The organism is Halomonas sp. HP20-15, assembly GCF_033446685.1.
Lineage (GTDB): Bacteria > Pseudomonadota > Gammaproteobacteria > Pseudomonadales > Halomonadaceae > Modicisalibacter.
In genome coordinates, this window is sequence record NZ_JAWQLY010000001.1 from 376405 (window position 1) to 394494 (window position 18090).

General features: G+C 66.3%; 14 protein-coding genes. 11 read left to right on the forward strand and 3 right to left on the reverse strand.

All coding sequences use genetic code 11. The features are described 5' to 3' along the window. Window positions 1-52: 52 nt before the first annotated feature. The 3 genes from moaB to moaA all read left to right on the forward strand — a co-directional run bounded on the left by moaB (window position 53) and on the right by moaA (window position 3012). A complete protein-coding gene (gene moaB / locus R6258_RS01800) occupies window positions 53-658 on the forward strand; it encodes a molybdenum cofactor biosynthesis protein B (RefSeq protein WP_318446644.1) in 606 nt (201 codons plus the stop codon). Further along, entirely contained in the window at window positions 655-1899 is a 1245-nt protein-coding gene (gene glp, locus R6258_RS01805; protein WP_318446646.1) for a gephyrin-like molybdotransferase Glp, read from the forward strand. The genes moaB and glp overlap by 4 nt, the downstream gene beginning before the upstream one ends. A 123-nt stretch (window positions 1900-2022) precedes the next feature. After that, on the forward strand, window positions 2023-3012 hold the full coding sequence (gene moaA, locus R6258_RS01810; protein WP_318446648.1) for a GTP 3',8-cyclase MoaA: 990 nt from the start codon (window positions 2023-2025) through the stop codon (window positions 3010-3012). Window positions 3013-3018: 6 nt separating this feature from the next. Here moaA and R6258_RS01815 read toward each other — a convergent pair whose 3' ends face one another. Further along, on the reverse strand, window positions 3019-4197 hold the full coding sequence (locus R6258_RS01815) for an MFS transporter (RefSeq protein WP_318446650.1): 1179 nt from the start codon (window positions 4195-4197) through the stop codon (window positions 3019-3021). A gap of 108 nt (window positions 4198-4305) precedes the next feature. Here R6258_RS01815 and R6258_RS01820 point away from each other — a divergent pair, with 108 nt between their 5' ends. The 4 genes from R6258_RS01820 to R6258_RS01835 all read left to right on the forward strand — a co-directional run bounded on the left by R6258_RS01820 (window position 4306) and on the right by R6258_RS01835 (window position 10409). Continuing rightward, complete coding sequence (locus tag R6258_RS01820; protein WP_318446652.1) at window positions 4306-5289, forward strand: AraC family transcriptional regulator; 984 nt, start codon at window positions 4306-4308, stop codon at window positions 5287-5289. A 252-nt stretch (window positions 5290-5541) separates the two neighbouring features. Continuing rightward, entirely contained in the window at window positions 5542-6030 is a 489-nt protein-coding gene (locus R6258_RS01825) for a cupin domain-containing protein (protein WP_318446654.1), read from the forward strand. Between the two features lie 374 nt (window positions 6031-6404). Next, on the forward strand, window positions 6405-9062 hold the full coding sequence (gene ligD / locus R6258_RS01830; RefSeq protein ID WP_318446656.1) for a DNA ligase D: 2658 nt from the start codon (window positions 6405-6407) through the stop codon (window positions 9060-9062). A 51-nt stretch (window positions 9063-9113) separates the two neighbouring features. Continuing rightward, window positions 9114-10409 carry a cytochrome P450 gene (locus R6258_RS01835; protein ID WP_318446658.1) on the forward strand — a complete coding sequence of 432 codons (1296 nt, stop codon included), beginning with the start codon at window positions 9114-9116 and terminating at the stop codon, window positions 10407-10409. Window positions 10410-10488: 79 nt separating this feature from the next. Here R6258_RS01835 and R6258_RS01840 read toward each other — a convergent pair whose 3' ends face one another. Next, window positions 10489-10749 carry a hypothetical protein gene (locus R6258_RS01840; RefSeq protein WP_318446660.1) on the reverse strand — a complete coding sequence of 87 codons (261 nt, stop codon included), beginning with the start codon at window positions 10747-10749 and terminating at the stop codon, window positions 10489-10491. Between the two features lie 381 nt (window positions 10750-11130). Continuing rightward, window positions 11131-11778, reverse strand: a complete 648-nt coding sequence (locus R6258_RS01845; RefSeq protein ID WP_318446662.1) for a TetR/AcrR family transcriptional regulator — start codon at window positions 11776-11778, stop codon at window positions 11131-11133. A 226-nt stretch (window positions 11779-12004) separates the two neighbouring features. On the opposite strand from R6258_RS01845, the gene xdhA reads away from it, so the two are divergent. The 4 genes from xdhA to guaD are packed head-to-tail and all read left to right on the forward strand — an operon-like array spanning window position 12005 to window position 18081. Further along, a complete protein-coding gene (xdhA, locus tag R6258_RS01850) occupies window positions 12005-13459 on the forward strand; it encodes a xanthine dehydrogenase small subunit (protein ID WP_318446664.1) in 1455 nt (484 codons plus the stop codon). Further along, window positions 13443-15908, forward strand: coding sequence for a xanthine dehydrogenase molybdopterin binding subunit (xdhB, locus tag R6258_RS01855; protein WP_318446668.1), 2466 nt, complete (start codon window positions 13443-13445; stop codon window positions 15906-15908). The genes xdhA and xdhB overlap by 17 nt, the downstream gene beginning before the upstream one ends. Next, window positions 15905-16771 (forward strand): xanthine dehydrogenase accessory protein XdhC, encoded by an 867-nt coding sequence (gene xdhC, locus R6258_RS01860; protein ID WP_318446670.1) that lies wholly within the window; start codon window positions 15905-15907, stop codon window positions 16769-16771. Before xdhB ends, xdhC begins: the two co-directional genes overlap by 4 nt. Continuing rightward, window positions 16768-18081, forward strand: a complete 1314-nt coding sequence (gene guaD / locus R6258_RS01865) for a guanine deaminase (protein ID WP_318446672.1) — start codon at window positions 16768-16770, stop codon at window positions 18079-18081. Before xdhC ends, guaD begins: the two co-directional genes overlap by 4 nt. Window positions 18082-18090: the final 9 nt, after the last annotated feature.

Sequence of the window (18090 nt, forward strand, 5' to 3'; positions counted from 1 at the left end):
TGCGTTCCATTTTCACATTGCCGCCACCCCGCGGGTGGTCGAGGAGGATTTCATGGCCCACGTTTCTGCCGATGCGCCCTTCGTGCCGCTCAATATCGCAGTGCTGACGGTCTCGGATACCCGCGGTTTCGATCAGGACGGCAGCGGCGACCTGCTCTGCGCACGCCTCATCGATGCCGGTCACTGGCTGGGCGACCGGCGAATCGTGCCCGACGACATCTACCGCGTCCGCGCCATTGTTTCAGAATGGATCGCCCGTGATGGCATTCATGCCGTGCTGGTCAACGGCGGCACCGGCTTCACATCGCGCGATACCACCCCCGAGGCGCTCGCGCCGCTGCTCGACAAGACCATCGATGGTTTCGGCGAATTGTTCCGGCAGATCTCGCAGGCCGCCATCGGCGCCTCGACGATCCAGTCGCGGGCCGTCGGCGGCGTGGCCAATCGCACCCTGGTATTCGCCCTGCCGGGTTCACCCAAGGCCTGCGCCACGGCCTGGGACGGCATCCTCGCCTCGCAGCTCAACGTCCATACCCGGCCCTGCAACTTCGTGGCCATGGTGCGACCCGACATGTCGCCCTGCGCCAGCCGTCAACCCGCCGCCCCGGTAGCCAACGCGGCGCCGGGAACCCCCGCCCTCGCGGGGAGAAGCGCATGAGCTGCGACACCCTTACCCCGGGGCTGCTCGACCTCGACGAGGCCCGGCGGCGCCTGCTGGCCGCCGCCCGTCCCCTGACCACCAGCGAGCCCTGCCCGCTCGATACTGCCTTGGGGCGTATCCTCGCCGCACCGGTGGTTGCTCGCCTGGCCATGCCCGGCGAGGACAACAGTGCCATGGATGGCTACGCCCTGCGTATTGCCGATCTCGAGGTCAGTCCTGACGGCCTGCCGGTCATTCAGCGCATCCCGGCGGGCTGCGCCCCGGCCCAGCTCGGCGAAGGCGGCTGCGCACGCATCTTCACCGGCGCGCCGATCCCCGCCGGCGCCGACTGCGTGGTGCCACAGGAGCGTTGCCACATCGACGACCTGGGCCGCGTACATGTGCAGGGAGACGTGCGATCCGGCGCCAATATCCGTCGGCGCGGCGAGGAATACATCGAAGGCGCATCGCTGCTGCCCGCCGGCCAGCGCCTCGACGCGCCCGCCCTGGCGCTGCTGGCCAGCCAGGGTATCGTCGAGATCGAGGTCTTCGTCTCTCTCAAGGTGGCGCTGATCTCCACCGGCGATGAGCTGATCGAGCCGGGTACGCCCCTCGCGCCGGGCCAGCTCTACAACAGCAACCGCGTCATGCTCAGCGCCCTGCTTCAACAGCAAGACTGTAGCGTCATCGATCTGGGCATCGTTGCCGATACCGCCGCCGGCCTGCGTGATGCCCTCTGCCAGGCGCGCGACCGTGCCGATGTGGTGGTCTGTACCGGCGGCGTCTCGGCCGGCGAGGAGGACCACGTGCGTCCGCTGCTGGCCGAACTCGGCGAGCTAGTCTTCCACGGCGTGGCGATGAAACCCGGCAAGCCCTTCGCCTTCGGCTACCTGCACCGGGCGGGTGGCGACGTGCCGCTGCTCGGCCTGCCCGGCAATCCGGTCGCCTCGCTGGTGACCTGGCACGCGCTGGGGCAGGTCTTCGTGCAGGCCTGCCAGGGCCGCCGCCCGCGTGCGTTGCAGCAGTTTCCGGTCAAGGCGGGCTTCAGCCGCCGCGCCACGCAGGGCCGTCGCGAGCTGCTGCGTGTGGTGCTCGACCCTTCGGAGCTTGCCCCGGTGGTCCGGTTGGCCGGCGGCCAGGGCTCGGCCATGCTCGGAGCGGCCTGTCAGGCTCACGGTTACCTCATGGTGCCCGGCAATACACCCGTGTTGGAAGGAAACGACTATGCGTTCCTGCCCGTTGCACAATTCGCCATCTGACGCCTTCGCCAAGCGGCGCGGCCGGCGCTATAGCGCTGAGGCCATCATCCGGGCCTGCGACGACATAGAACGCACCATTGCCCGCCTGCCTCTGCAGGCACAAGCACTTATCCAAGGTGATTCATGAACATGCTCGTGGATGGTTTCGGCCGTCGCATCCGCTACCTGCGACTGTCCGTGACCGATCGCTGCGACTTTCGCTGCGTATACTGCATGGGGGAGGACATGACCTTCCTGCCCCGCGCCCAGGTGCTGACGCTGGAGGAGCTCACCGCGCTGTCGCGTGCCTTCGTCGAACTAGGGGTGGACAAGATCCGCCTGACTGGCGGCGAGCCGCTGGTCCGCCACGGCATCGCCGACCTGGTCGAATCCATCGGCGCCCTGCCCGGCCTGCGCGACTTCGCCATGACCACCAACGGCAGCGGGCTGGCCAGGCATGCCGAGGCGCTGCGCCGCGGCGGGCTGACACGCCTCAACGTCAGCCTCGACACCCTGGACCCGACGCGTTTTCGCGCCTTGACTCGCACTGGCGACCTCGGTCGGGTGATCGACGGCCTGCGTGCCGCGCGAGAGGCCGGCTTCACGCGCATCAAGCTCAACGCGGTGATCCTCAAGGGCCGCAACGACGACGAGGTGCCGGCTCTGGTCGAGTTCGCCCGTCGCGAGCGACTCGACGTCAGCTTCATCGAGGAGATGCCGCTCGGCCAGGTCACCGAGCATGATCGTGCCGCGACCTTCTGTTCGAGCGACGATGTACGTGCCCTCATCGAGCGCCACCATGCGCTGCTGCCCTCTACCGAAAACACCCTGGGCCCGTCACGCTATTACCGCATGGCCGATAGCGACACGCGGGTCGGCTTCATTTCCCCGCACAGTCACAACTTTTGCGGCGCCTGCAATCGGGTGCGGGTCACCGCCGAGGGCCGCCTGTTGCTGTGCCTGGGCAACGAGCACTCCATGGATCTGCGCGGCGTGATGCGCCGCCACCCCGGCGACAGCGCACGCCTCAAGGCGGCGATCGTCGATGCCATGCGCCTCAAGCCCGAGCGCCACCATTTCACCACCGACGGCGACGTGCAGGTAGTGCGCTTCATGAACATGACGGGAGGATGATCGAAGTCAGGCCGTGGCCGCTACTCGCGCCTGCACACCCGTGGCAATCACCAGTGCCGCCAGAAGCAGCATGCCTCCGCTAGCGACGAAGACCCAGGTGACGCCGCTGACGTCGACGATCAGGCCACCCACGGCCGCACCGGTGGCGATAGCGAGTTGAATCGCCGCCACCAGCAACCCACCCGCACTTTCTGCCTCGTCCGGCACCGTGCGCGAGAGCCAGGTGGACCAAGCCACCGGAATGGCGCCGAAGGCCAGCCCCCAGATGGCGACCAGGGCGCCATCGAGAATGGCTATACCGCCCTGGCCCGCGAGGCTCAGTCCCAGCGCGCCCATCAGCAACGGAGCCATCAATAGCGTCAGGCGCAGGCTGCGCTCGATCAAGGCGCCAGCAAGGAAGTTGCCCATGAAGTTGGCAATCCCGAAGCCGAGCAGAATGGCGGCGATGCCGTTCACTCCGACGCCGGTCACGGTTTCGAGAAAGGGGCGAATATAGGTGAAGAAGGCGAAGTGGCCGGTGAAGACCAGACCCGCCGCGAGCATGCCCAAGCCGACTCGTGGACGCATCAGCACATCGAACAACGTGCGCAGGCGCGTCACACCACTCGGCGCCATGCGCGGCAAAGTGGCGTACTGCACTACGAGGGCCAGCAGGCCCAGCAGTGACGCCGTCAGGAAGACGTTGCGCCAGCCGATGAGATCGCCAAAGAAGCTGCCCAACGGAGCCGCGGCGATGGTCGCCACGGAAACGCCGCTGAACATGATCGACAGCGCGCGCGGCACCGATTCTTCGGGCACCAGACGCATGATCGTCGCGACCGACATGGTCCAGAACCCGCCCAGCGCCACGCCGAGCAGCACGCGCCCTATCAGCAGCACCGGCAGGTTGGGCGCCAACGCAACCAAGAGATTGGAAGCGACCAGCAGAACAGAGAAGGCCAGCAGCACGGAGCGTCGGTCGATGCGCCGCATTGCCGCCGTGATCAGTAGGCTCGTTACCAGGGCGATCGCCGCGGTCGCGGTCACCGCCTGGCCCGCCATGCCTTCCGTGATGCCCAGATCCGCCGCCATTGGAGTGAGCAGGCTGGCGGGCAAGAATTCCGCCGTGACCAGGCCGAATACGCCGAGTGTCACCGAGATTACCGCCGCCCAGGCGGGTTCGGCCCGTTGTGTCAGTTCGTTCATTTGGCATGTCCTACAGGAGGGTTGTTGCGCTGCAGAATAAAATAGACATGCCGGACGACCCATGCTAAATACTCTCGAATGATTGATCATTCGTCCGAATCGTCACCTATGTCACCCGCCTCGCTGCCCGACGACCGGGTCAGTGAGCTGCTGCTGGGCATGCGACTGCGCGGCATCCGTTATCGCCGCATCCAGGTGATCGCCCCCTACGGCCTACGTTTCGGTAGCGAAAAGGGCTGGGCGCAGTTTCACTTCATCGCCAAGGGCCCCGCCTTCCTGCGCAGTCCGGACGGAACACTGCATGCACTTGAAGGAGGCGACGCCTTACTCCTGCCACGCGGTGGCGGACACGAACTGCTCTCGGCGCCGAATCAGCCCAGCCACGATATCGCCGACTATGAGAGCGCTACGCTTTGCGAGGCGGTCAGCTCGATCAAGGCGTGCCCCGAGGAAAGCTGCCCGACGACCCGCGCCGTATTCTTCAGCGCCTGCCTGGAATTCGACCTCGGCAGCATGCACCCCCTCGTGGCCCTGATGCCGGAAGTGATGCGAGTCGGTACGCTGCTCGAGCGCCACCCCGAAATCCTGCCCATGCTCGAAGCGATGGAGCGCGAAGCACGTACGGAGCGCGCGGGATTTGCCGGGATCCTGGCACGGCTCGCCGACGTGATAGCGGCCTATATCGTACGCGGCTGGGTAGAGTGCGGTTGTGGCGATGCGACCGGTTGGGTCGAGGCTCTGCGCGATCCGCGACTGGGCCGCGTCATCAGCGCTCTGCATCGCGATCCGGGCCGTCATTGGACGGTGGCCGAGCTCGCCGGGGAGATGGGCAGTTCGCGTTCGGTCTTCGCCGAGCGCTTCCTGACGGTCACCGGCATGACCCCGCATCGCTACGTGACCGAGCTGCGAATGCGCCTGGCCATGCAGTGGATAGGGCGCGACCGCATGCCGATCGAGACCGTCGCCCTGCGACTGGGCTACGGCTCCCAGGCCGCCTTCAGCCGCGCCTTCAAGCGCATCATGGGACATCCCCCCGGTGCGGTACGTGCCGCGGCTCAGGCAGAACGGAGCACGGCTCCGGTCATCACCTGACAGGGTTCGATGTCGCCAGCCGGGGAAGCAGGTAGACGACGCCAGTCTCATTATCAGCTACGAAGATCTATTTGCGGCGAGCGTACGAGCCCTGGGCACTGGCGCGCCCAAGGCTGGCTGACAGTCGCTTTCAGGCTTGGCCAAGGCCCTGTTTCGCCTTTCGCCGGTGGATCACTCAAAGCTACAAGACACGCCGAGTGCTAATCTCGCCGATGCGCAGCCTCGAAACGAAATCCAACGAATGGAGCGCATATGACAGCATCTCGTTTTCCCGTGGCCATCGACGCTGAAGATATCTCCCCCCGGTCCAAGCCGTCGAACTATCCGGAACCCTACGCGTCTCGCATGGCCGGTCGGATCAAACGCCAGTTGGGGGATGCGTTCGGTCTCGAGAACTTCGGCGTGAATCTGGTTCGCCTGGCGCCCGGAGCGATGTCCGCGCTGCGCCACGCGCATGCCCTTCAGGACGAATTCATCTATATCCTCTCCGGGCATCCCACGCTGATCACCGATCGCGGCGAGACGCCGCTCAAACCGGGGATGTGCGCCGGCTTCAGGCACGCCACGGCGGATGGCCATCATCTGGTCAACGCCACGGACGAAGACGTGGTCTATCTGGAAGTGGGGGACCGTACGCCGAACGATACCGTCACCTACCCCGACGACGATCTGTGCGCGGTCAAGGACCCAAGCGGCCAATGGCGCTTTGCGCGCAAGGATGGGTCGCACTATGCGCGTTGAGCGCAGGTTCGTGGACTAAGGGAGTGCCGTCAGGGGCGGTCTATGGATCACCAACCGCCAAGCCGACGAGACCTTCTTTCCCATCGTCACCCTGTCGCTGGCCCTGCAGCCGGACACGGCGAGTTCCCGCGACGGTGCCTGGCCATCGCCCCGCTCAGTGATTGCAACATTCGCCTTCGCGCCTTCGCGCACCACAATGAGCTCGAGGTCGCCGGCAGCCCTTGCAGAGCCCTTCGGCCTGGGCACCGCCGCACATGGATGCAGGCCGGTGACCGCACAGCGCGGCCATCCGCGGCGGTTCAGCGTTAAGTCAAATAGGCTGCTAGGCTCTGGTAAGACCCTCTTTCGTTAGCGACTCATCAAGGACGAGAATCATGGCGAAACTCGAGGAGTATCGCCGCAAGCGCGATTTCCGCAAGACCCGCGAGCCGGCCGGCGACGATAGCGCCGATTCGTCGAGCGGCGAGCGCTACGTAATGCACAAGCACGCCGCCAGCCACGACCACTTCGACCTGCGCCTCGAACAGGACGGCGTGCTCAAGAGCTGGGCACTGCCCAAGGGTCCCAGCCTCGAGCCCGGCGAAAAGCGTCTGGCCGTCGAGGTCGAGGACCATCCCCTGGATTACGGCGACTTCGAAGGCGTCATCCCGAAAAAGTCCTATGGCGGCGGCACGGTCATGCTGTGGGATCGCGGCCGCTGGCAGCCGACCGGCAAGCGCAACAAGAACCGTATCGACTTCACCCTCGACGGGGAAAAGCTGCGTGGTGCCTGGACGCTGACGCGGATGGCCGGCGGCAAGCAGAAGAGCGACAAGAACTGGCTATTGATCAAGCGCCATGACGATGAGGATGCGCACGACCAGGCGCTGGAGATCGACGACCAGGATCGCAGTGTCGCCAGCGGTCGCACCATGAGCCAGATCGCCGAGGACGTCGACAACATCTGGCAGGCAAAGGCGAGCGACGAGCGCAGCCAGGATGACAGGCGCAGCGGGAACGACAGTGACGATCGCGAGCACACTCCCGCCCCGTCCCAGCGCGTGGGGGAATTGAAGGGCGCGCGCCGCCAGGCCCTGCCCAAGGAGGCCAACCCGCAATTGGCGACGCTTGTCGATCGCGTCCCCCAGGGCACGGACTGGATTCACGAGGTCAAGTTCGATGGCTATCGCATCATGGTCCGCTTCGACCATGGCGAGGTTAGGCTGATCACCCGCAACAACAAGGACTGGACCCACCGCTTCCCCGAGTTCGCCCGACGCATGCAGCAACTGCCCGTCGAACAGGCGCTGCTCGACGGCGAGATCGTCGCCCTGCACCGCGACGGCGTCAGCAGCTTCAGGCGCCTGCAGGAGGCCCTAAGCGCCGGAGATACCCGCAGACTGACCTACCAGGCCTTCGACCTGCTGCATCTCGATGGCTACGACCTGACAGGTGTCGCGCTCAGCGAGCGCAAGCGAGCCCTGGCCGAGTTGCTCGAGGCGGCCGGCTTCGACAATGGCGGACATATCCGCTATTCCGATCATATCGACGCCCAGGGCGAGACCTTCTACGAACACGCCTGCCGGCTGGGGCTGGAAGGCATCATCAGCAAGCGGGCCTCGAGTCATTACCGGAGCACGCGCAGCAAGCAGTGGCTCAAGGTGAAGTGCGCCAACCACGAGGAGTTCGTGATCGGCGGCTACACCGAGCCGGGCGGTTCGCGTAGCGGCTTCGGCGCGCTGCTGATGGGCGTCTTCGACGACCAGAACCGGCTGGTCTACGCCGGTCGCGTGGGTACCGGTTTCAACAAGCGACTGCTCGAGACGCTGAGTGCCACGCTGCGCGACCTCGAGACGTCAGAATCGCCCTTCGCGGGATCGGTGCCCAACAGCCGCGGGGTGCATTGGGTACGCCCCGAGCAGGTCATCGAAGTCGAATTCGCCGAGCGCACCCGCGATGGCCTGCTGCGCCATCCGGCCTTTCGCGGCCTGCGCGAAGACCGCAATCCCGAGGAGATCCGCATGGCTTCCGACACGGATGAATCGACAACGCCGCCGCGCTCCGGCAAGACGTCTGGCTCCGATGAGAGTGGTGAAAGCAAGGCCGCCGCCTCGCGGGGCCAACGGAACAGCGGTTCCAGCTCGTCGCGCAGCGGGCAGACGACGCAGGTGCTCGGCGTGCGCCTGACCCACGCCGACAGGGTGCTCTACCCGGAACAGGGCCTGACCAAGCTCGGCCTGGCGCGCTACTACGAGGAGATCCAGGACTGGGTCATGCCGCATCTCGCCAGGCGCCCTCTCGCGCTGATGCGCTGTCCGGAGGGCCGCGATGGAGAGTGCTTCTTCCAGAAGCATCCCCGCGTCGCCATTCCCGACAGCGTGCCGCGCATCGATATAGAAGAGAAAAAGGGCACGTCCGAGTATCTCTACGTGGAATCGGCCGCGGACCTGATCGCGTTGGTGCAGGCCGGCGCGCTGGAGATCCACCCCTGGGGCAGTCGCGTCGGCGATCTCGAAAGGCCCGACAATCTGGTCTTCGACCTCGATCCGGCCCCCGGCGTGTCGTGGCCGGAAATCATCCGTGTCGCCCGGTCGCTGCGCGAGCGTCTTGCTTCGCTGGGCCTCGAAAGCTTCGTGCGGGTCACCGGCGGCAAGGGGCTACACCTGGTCGTTCCCATCGAGCCCGGGCTCGAATGGGACGACGCCAAGGCATTCGCCAAGGCGCTTGCCCAGCAGGAGGCCAAGGCCGATCCCAAGCGTCTGACCACCAACATGTCGAAGTCACAGCGCGAGGGGCGTATCTTCATCGATTATCTGCGCAACGGACGAGGCGCCACCGCAGTGGCCTCCTACACCGTGCGTGCCCGCGAAGGCGCCACGGTGTGCGCCCCGGTCCGCTGGGACGAACTCGACGCCAAGCTGAAACCCGACCGCTATACCGTCAGCAATCTGCCGCGGCGGCTCGCCTCGTTGCGCGAGGACCCCTGGGCGGGTTTCGACGACTCCCGGCGAGCGATCACCGCCAAGATGCGTCGAGCCGTGGGCCTCGACTAGCTCGACAGCAAAGCGAACGGCCCCGACAGCCATTCGCAAGGAGTGCGAAACATGGCGACGATCCCCAAGGACGGCAAGCTGGACAGCTCGCTGTCGCTATTACGCGAAGGCAACCATTTCATTCCCCGGCGCTGCCAGCGACACCAGAGCGACATCTTCCAGACCCGGCTACTGCTCGAACCGACGCTGTGCCTGCACGGCGAAGCGGCGGCACGACTCTTCTACGACCAGTCCCGCTTCACTCGCGAAGGCGCCGCACCGGGCATGCTCAAGAAGACGCTGTTTGGCGAAGGCGGCGTGCAAGGCCTGGATGGCGAAGCCCACCGCATTCGCAAGCAGCTGTTCATGTCGCTGATGAGCGCCACGAATATCCGGGAACTGGCCGAATTGGCCAGCGAAGAGTGGCTAACCGCCATCGACTCCTGGCAACGCCGGGAGCGTGTCGTGCTGCTGCACGCCGTTCAGGAGATCCATCTTCGCGCCGCCTGTCGGTGGGCCGACCTTCCGCTGTACGAGGCGGAAATCGCCAAGCGGTGCGCCGATATCGCGGCGATGATCGATGGGGGCGGCGGAGGCGGCATCGGTTGGCGCTATTGGCGGGCGCGACGTGCCCGTATCTGCAGCGAAGCGTGGGTCGGCGATCTCGTCGAACGGATCCGGGCGGGGCGACTCGCGGTCGACAAGGAACGTGCGTTGTCACGGGTTTGCTGGCATCAGGATGCCGATGGACAACTGCTCGACACGCAGACCGCGGCCGTGGAAGTGCTCAACCTGATACGCCCCACCGTGGCCATCGCCCGCTATGTGACCTTCGCCGCCCTGGCGCTGCATGAACATCCCCAGTGGCGACAACCGCTGCAAAGCGACGCCTCCCTGCTCGATTCCTTCGTTGAGGAGGTGCGTCGCTACTACGGATTCTTTCCGTTCGTCGCCGCAAGAGTCCGCGACGATTTCACTTGGCAAGGCTATCAGTTCACGCGCGGCACCCGCGTCCTGCTCGATCTGTTCGGCACCAATCGCGACCCGCGCAGCTGGCAGGATCCGACAACGTTTCAGCCCGACAGGTTCATTCGCGAGACGGCCAATGCGTACAACTTCATTCCTCAGGGGGGCGGCGAACACGACACCAATCATCGCTGTCCCGGGGAATGGTTCACGCAGTCGCTGATCAAGGTGGCGATCGAGCAACTACTCACCCGGATGCGCTACCGCGTGCCGCCCCAGGCACTGGACATCGACTGGTCGCGAATGCCGATTATTCCCGAGAGTCGTTTCGTGATCGACCAGGTCGAGGCGCTGCCGTACGGCCAAGCGGGCCAGGCAACGGGAGAAATTCAGGAGAGCTAGCGAGCGATGATGCGCCAGGGGCCCGGCCGATCCCGGCCGGGTCCTTGAAGCAGCTGTACAGACCTGGAGATCGAATGACTCAGAGGCGAGCGCCGACCGATGGCTGATCGGCGAGCACGCGCTTCAATAGCGACAATTGATAGCACGAGTCGGGATCGGCGTAACGCGCCATGATTCGCGCCACCTCGCCCTTGACCAGGCCCTCGACGTAACGCTGGTGGGTATTGATGAATTCATGGCATTGATGACAATGAAGGGCTTCATCCGGGGCCGGGTCGCCTTCCCAGCTATTGACGGATTGGCATGTGGGACAGATTACATTCCGTGAGCGATTCAACATGATGGCTTCCTGCCTGTTGGTTGACGTCGATTCGACCTTCCCAAGCTATCACCATCCCCGAGTGGGATGGATTAACCTGCGTTATCCCGCGCTGCGTGATGGCGGGTTTTTCCAGGTCCAACGCCGGGCTCCGCGACGAGCGACCACCCGCGTCTCGCGAGCCGTGCCAACCGAGCGGCATCAAAAAACCGGTCGCGCAGAGCGGGACCGGTTGAAGAGTGTTCGAACGGGACAGCAGGGAGCGTTGAACACCGCTAAAGCATAGCCCAGCATGCCGCGACGTACAAGTATTGTACAATACTTATATCAGTTATTTTCGAGGCTGTAACTTGCGCTTCGAGCGGGCCGGCGACACGCCGCGAAACTGGCCGCTGTCGCGCGTCATTCGGATAGGCGCTGCGAAACGATGCCGCAACCCTTGAGGATGACTCGGCACAAAAAGTCGGTGATCGCCTGGTAATCCTCGCCAGCCAATGCCGTGCGGTCGGTAATTCCCAGCACCTGCGCCTCGAAGTCGGCGTAGTGCTGAGTCGCCGACCAGATCAGGAAGATCAGCCAGACGGGATCGACCGCATCCATCAGACCCCGCGCCGCCCATTGCTTGAAGACTCGCGCGCGGGATTCGACCCAGTCGCGCAATTCACCACGCAGGTACTCCTGCAGGAACGGCGCGCCCTGCAGAATCTCGGCGGCGAATAGCCGCGATCCTTGCGGATGGCTGCGCGTCAACGCCATCTTGCTGCGGATGAAGGCCTCGATGACTTCGGCGGGGTCGTCGTCGACGCTGATATCGTCGAGCATGGCGTTCCAGCGATTCATCATGCGCTCGAGCAGGGCCACGTATAATTCGCGCTTGCTACCGGCGTAGTAGAGCACGTTGGATTTGGGCAGCCCGGCCGCCTCGGCGATCGCCTGGATGCTCGCCCCCCGATAGCCATGCCGCGCGAACACTTGCTCCGCCGCTTCGAGGATGAGCGATTGATTACGCCGCCGGGCAGGCGTGATCTCGGGCGTGGAGGTTGTCGTCATCGGAGTGCTCTGCCTGCATGGGAGTGGCAAGCTTGCCCTAGCTGGACCCGCGACTCAACGCTCGTCGCACCGCCCCGTAGAACGCGCGTTGGCAAAGTCGGCATGTCTCTTGCACCGTCTCTTGCAGAAGCCATGGGAATGCGCCACGCTAAAAGCTGACCGATCGGTCAATCCAGTTATTGCCGGTTGATCCCCGGTTCGAATAGCGACAACAACGAGCATTGCGATGATCGACTTCTATCTCAATGGCCGGCGTCAGCGGTGCGCCGATGTCAGTGCCGACACCAGCCTACTCGAACTGCTGCGCGGCCCGCTGGGGCAGACCGGCACCAAGGAGGGCTGCGCCTCGGGCGATTGCGGTGCCTGCACCGTGGCGATCGGCGAGCCCGACGCCAATGGCGAACTGGTCTATCACAGCGCCAATGCCTGCATCGTTCCCGCCCATCAGCTCAACGGCTGCCACCTGGCGACCGTCGAGGGTCTGGCTCGCGGCGATGCCCTGCATCCCGTTCAGGCGGCGATGGTCGATTATCACGCCAGCCAGTGCGGCTTCTGCACCCCCGGCATCGTCATGTCACTGTTCACCCTCCACGAGTCCCAGCGCCGCGCCCCGGCGCCGCTGACCCCGGAACGTCTGGAAGCGGCGCTCGGCGGCAACCTGTGCCGCTGCACCGGCTACCGGCCGATCCGCGATGCGGCGCTGCGCATGAATGAGTATCCCGACACGCATCCGAGCTGGGCCGAGGACCCGACGCTGGCCGGCAATGTGGCCGCCCTCGCCCACGATGCGACCCAGCGCTCGCCGGCACCGGGGCATTACGAGGTGCCGGCCACGCTGGATGCGCTGCGCGACCTGCGCCGCCAACGCCCCGAGGCGCGGCTGGTCGCCGGCGCCACCGACCTGTGGCTCGAGGCGACCCAGCAACTCAAACCGCTCGACGATCTCATCGACCTGCGCCGAGTCGCCGAACTCCAGCGCATCGAGGAGACCGCCGAGGGCTGGTGGATCGGCGCCGCGGTGACCTACGCGCGCCTCGAACCGTTGCTCGTCGAGCATTTCCCGGCCTTCGCTCATCTCATGCATCGCTTCGCGTCGATGCAGATCCGTAACCGCGCCACGCTGGGCGGCAACATCGCCAACGCCTCGCCGATCGGCGACACCCCGCCGGTACTGCTGGCGCTCGATGCCCGGCTCGTCCTCGACGGCCCCCAAGGCCCGCGCGAGCTACCAATCGCCGAGTTCTTCCTCGACTACAAGCGGACGGCACTGAACGACGGCGAATTCCTGCGCGCGATCCTTCTGCCGCGTCGGAGCGAGCCCCAGAAGCTCAAGGTCTGGAAGATCGCCAAGCGCCGCGAGGATGACATTTCCGCGGTGCTCGCCGCGTTCGCCTGGCGCCTGGAGGATGGCCTACTGCACGACGTGCATTTGGCCTTCGGCGGTATGGCGGCGATTCCCCGCCGCGCGGCGTCCGCCGAAGCGGCGCTGGAGGGTCAGGCGCCGACCGCCGCCGCATTCGCCGCCGCCAAGGCCGCGCTGCGCGACGATTTCCAGCCGCTCAGCGATGTGCGCGGCTCGAGCGAATACCGCCTGACGGTTGCCGCCAACCTGCTCGAACGCCTGCGGCTGGGCCTCGATTCCACCACCGCGGAGGTGTCTCTCGATGCGTACGCTCACTGATGTTTCTCGGCCCTCGCAACGCGCCCGCGAGGAGCAGCGCGCGCGCAACAAGGGCGACGGCCCGTTGGCCCGCGATCCGCAGCCGAGCACGTCGGCGGCCGACTCGCACCGACACGAAAGCGCCATCAAGCATGTCACCGGGCGCGCCGCCTATATCGACGACCTGCCGGCTCCCGCGGATGCCCTGCATATCGCACTGGGCTTCTCGCCGGTGGCCCACGGCCGCCTGACCCGGCTCGATCTCGAGGCGGTCAAGCGCGCCCCGGGGGTGGTCGACGTGATTACCGTGGTCGACGTCCCCGGACATACCGATATCGGCCCGGTATTTCCCGGCGACCCGCTGTTCGTCGACGACGAGATCAGTTATGTCGGGCAGACCCTGTTCGCCGTCGCCGCGACCAGCCACAAGGCGGCGCGGCTGGCGGTCAAGGCCGCGATCGTCGAGATCGACGAATTGCCGGCCAGTCTCGACCCGCTCAAAGCCGCCGAGCGCGGCGACGTGGTGCGCCCCACTCACGTTCAGCAACGCGGCGACTGGCAGCAGGCGTTGAGCGATGCCGTGCATGTCCTGGAGGGCGAGCAGTTCGTCGGCGGCCAGGAACATTTCTACCTGGAGGGCCAGGCCTGCCTGGTCACGCCCAGCGAGGACGAAGGGGTCGTCGTCTACACCTCGAATCAGCACCCCAGCGAGACCCAGAAGCTGGTCGCCGAAGTGCTCGACGTGCCCTTTCACGCCGTGACGGTGGAAACCCGGCGCATGGGCGGCGGCTTCGGCGGCAAGGAGACCCAGGCCTCGCCGTGGGCGTGCATCGCCGCGCTGATCGCCCGGCGCACCGGCCGCGCCGCACGGCTGCGCCTGCCGCGCGCCGAGGACACGCGAGCCACCGGCAAACGCCATCCGTTCCACAATCGCTACCGGCTGGGCTTCGACGATGAGGGCGTGCTGGCCGGCGGCGAGATCACCGTGATCGGCGACTGCGGCTATTCGCCGGATCTCTCCGAGGCGATCGTCGATCGCGCGATGTTCCACGCCGACAACGCCTACTCGCTGGGCGCAGCTCGGGTCACCGGCCATCGCGCGCGCACCCATACCGCCTCGAACACCGCCTTCCGAGGTTTCGGCGGCCCGCAGGGGATGATGATCATCGAGGCGGCGATGGACGACATCGCCCGTCATCTCGGCGAGGACCCGCTCACCGTGCGCAAGCGCAACTTCTACCGCGCCGGACGCGACGTCACCCATTACGGCCAGCAGGTCGACCAGCATCCGCTGCTCCGCGAGATCGTCGAGCGTCTCGAAGTCAGCAGCGACTACTGGGCACGCCGCCAGTCGATCCGCGAACACAACACCGCCAGCCCGATCGTCAAGAAGGGCCTGGCGCTGACCCCGGTGAAGTTCGGCATCTCGTTCACCGCCAAGCACCTCAATCAGGCCGGCGCGCTGCTGCACGTGTACACCGACGGCAGCGTGATGATCAATCATGGCGGCACCGAGATGGGCCAGGGCCTGCATACCAAGATCTGCCAGGTGGTGGCCCGCGAGCTGGGCCTCGATATCGAACGCGTGCGGATCACCGCCACACGCACCGACAAGGTACCCAATACCTCGCCCACCGCCGCCTCGAGCGGCGCCGATCTCAACGGCATGGCCGCCCGCGACGCGGCGAGTCGGATTCGCGAGCGGCTGTTCGAGTTCGCCGCCGAACATTATCAGATCGATCGTGAAGGCCTGCGCCTGGAGGGCGGCGAGCTGATCGCAGGCAGTGGCGAGAACGAGCGCCGCATCGATTGGGGCGAGCTGGTCCAGGCCGCCTATCTGTCGCGCATCTCGCTGTCGGCCAACGGCTTCTATTCGACGCCCTTGATCCATTACGACCGCGATACCGGCAGCGGCCGGCCCTTCTACTACTTCGCCTACGGCGCCGCGGTCGCCGAGGTCAGTCTCGATACGCTGTCCGGCGAGTACCGGGTCGAGCGCGTCGACATCCTTCACGACGTCGGCGATTCGTTGAACCCGGCGATCGATATCGGCCAGGTCGAGGGCGGTTTCATCCAGGCGATGGGCTGGCTGACCAGCGAGGAACTCAAGTGGGATGCCAAGGGCCGCCTGCTCAGTGACGGCCCGGCGACCTACAAGATCCCCACCTACGGCGACCTGCCGCCGGTGTTCAACGTCAAGCTGCTCGAGGGCCATCCCAATTCGCAGGCCAGCATCTACCGCTCCAAGGCGGTCGGCGAGCCGCCGTTCATGCTCGGCATCTCGGTGTGGTCGGCGCTGCGCGATGCGCTGTCCAGCTTGAGCGATTACCGCCAGTCGCCGCGCCTGGACACGCCGGCCACCCCGGAACGCGTACTGATGGCGGCGCAAGCGCTGCTTCGTGCGGAGGGCGGTCCGGCCGGGAGCGGTCCGGCCGGGAGCGGTCCGGCCGGGAGCGATTCGGGGTCATGAGCTGGCACGAGGCGCTGCATCGCCTGCAACAGGCCGGCGAGCCCCATGCGTTGGCCAGCGTGGTCGGCGCGGCTGGCTCCACGCCGCGCGAACCCGGCGCCAAGATGGTGATCACCGCCGACGCCGTTCACGACACCCTGGGCGGCGGCAGCTTCGAATACCAGGTGATCGATGCCGCCCGCCAGGCGCTGCGCGGCGAGCCGGCCGGTGGCCCTCGGCTCGAGGCCTTCGCGCTGGGCGCACGCTCGGGACAGTGCTGCGGCGGTTACGTGCATGTGCTGATCGAGGTCTTCGCCGGCACCGGAATGACGGTCGCGGTATTCGGTGCGGGGCATGTCGGCCAGGCCCTGGTGCGGCTGATCGCCCCGCTGCCCTGGCGCGTACTGTGGTTCGACAGCCGCGACGCCGCCTTTCCCGACTGGGCGGCCGCACAAGCTCGGCTGGCATGTCGTCGCAGCACTGATCCGGCGGCTGACGTTGCGGTACTACCGGCGAATGCCCACGTCCTGGTAATGACCCATGACCATGGCGAGGATCGCGCGCTGATCGACGCGCTGCTTACCCGGGGCGATTGTGCCTCTATCGGCCTGATCGGCTCGCGCAGCAAGTGGACGAGCTTTCGCAGCCGGCTGGTCGCGGCCGGCCACGACGCCGGCGCCCTGGCCCGGGTGCGCTGCCCGATCGGCATCCCCGGGGTGCAGGGCAAGCGCCCCTACGAGATCGCCCTCGCCACGACCGCCGAACTGATGACGCTCGCGCCGGCGCACGTCAAGCGCGAGCGGCGTGGTATCGATCCGCAGCGCCTGCGCGAAACGTTCGCCGTCAGCGTTCATTCTTTCACTCCCCCTGGAGACCCTTCATGAGCAATGCCCGTGTCCTGCGCGGCCCCCTGCTGAGCTTCAACGACGACCCCGGCGAGGGCGACACACCGGCCGCCGGCAGCGTGCTGCACATCGAGGATGGCGCACTGTGGCTGGAAGACGGTCGGATCCGCGCGGTCGGCGCCTATGCCGAGATCGCCCCGCGCCTGCCCGCCGACATCGAGCCGGTCGACTACCGCGACAAGCTGATGATGCCGGGCTTCATCGACAGCCACGTGCACTACGTGCAGCTCGACATCATGGCCTCCTACGGCCGGCAACTGCTCGACTGGCTGAACGAATATACCTTCCCCGAGGAATGCCGCTTCGCCGAGCGCGCCCACGCCGAGCATGTCGCCGAGGCCTTCCTCGACGAGACGCTGCGCGTCGGCACCACCACCGCCCAGGTGTTCTGCACCTCGCACCCCGGCTCGGTGGACAGCTTCTTTACAGCGGCCAGGCGTCGCGGCCTGCGCATGCTCGCCGGCAAGGTGCTGATGGATCGTCATGCGCCACAGGCGCTCACCGACACCGCCCAGGGCGGTATCGCCGACAGCGAGCGGCTGATCGCCGACTGGCATGGCAGGGATCGGCTGAGCTATTCGCTGACGCCGCGCTTCGCGCCGACCTCGAGTCGCGAACAACTCGATGCCGTCGGCGGCGTGCTGCGCAACGCGCCGGACATCTACCTGCAGACCCATCTGTCCGAGAATCGCGGCGAGGTCGACTGGGTCGCCGAACTGTTTCCCGAGGCCCACGACTATCTCGACGTCTACGAGCGTCACGGCCTGGTCGGCCCGCGCAGCACCTTCGCCCACGGCATCCACCTGTCGATGGACGAACGCCGTCGCCTCGCCGCGGCGGGCGCCAACGTGGCCTTCTGTCCCACCTCGAACCTGTATCTGGGCAGCGGGCTGTTCGACCGCCACGCCTGCCGCGAGGCCGGGCTGGCGGTTTCGCTGGCCAGCGACGTGGGTGCCGGTACCGACCTTTCGGGCTTCGCCACGCTCAAGGCCGCCTACCAGGTCGGCCAGTTGCTCGATCAGCCGCTCACCGCCTGGCAGGGGTTCTACCGGCTGACGCTGGGCAACGCCCGCGCCCTGCATCTCGATGAGCATATCGGGCGTTTGCGCGAAGGCGCCGAAGCGGACCTGGTGGTCCTCGACCCGCGTGCAACGCCGCTGCTCTCGCGACGCACCGCACGCACCGAAACGTTGGCCGAGCGGCTTTTCGCGCTGATGATTCTCGGCGACGACCGCGCCGTGCACGCCACCTGGGCCAACGGCCGTTGCGTGCATCAACGCGAGGCATGAGGCACCCGC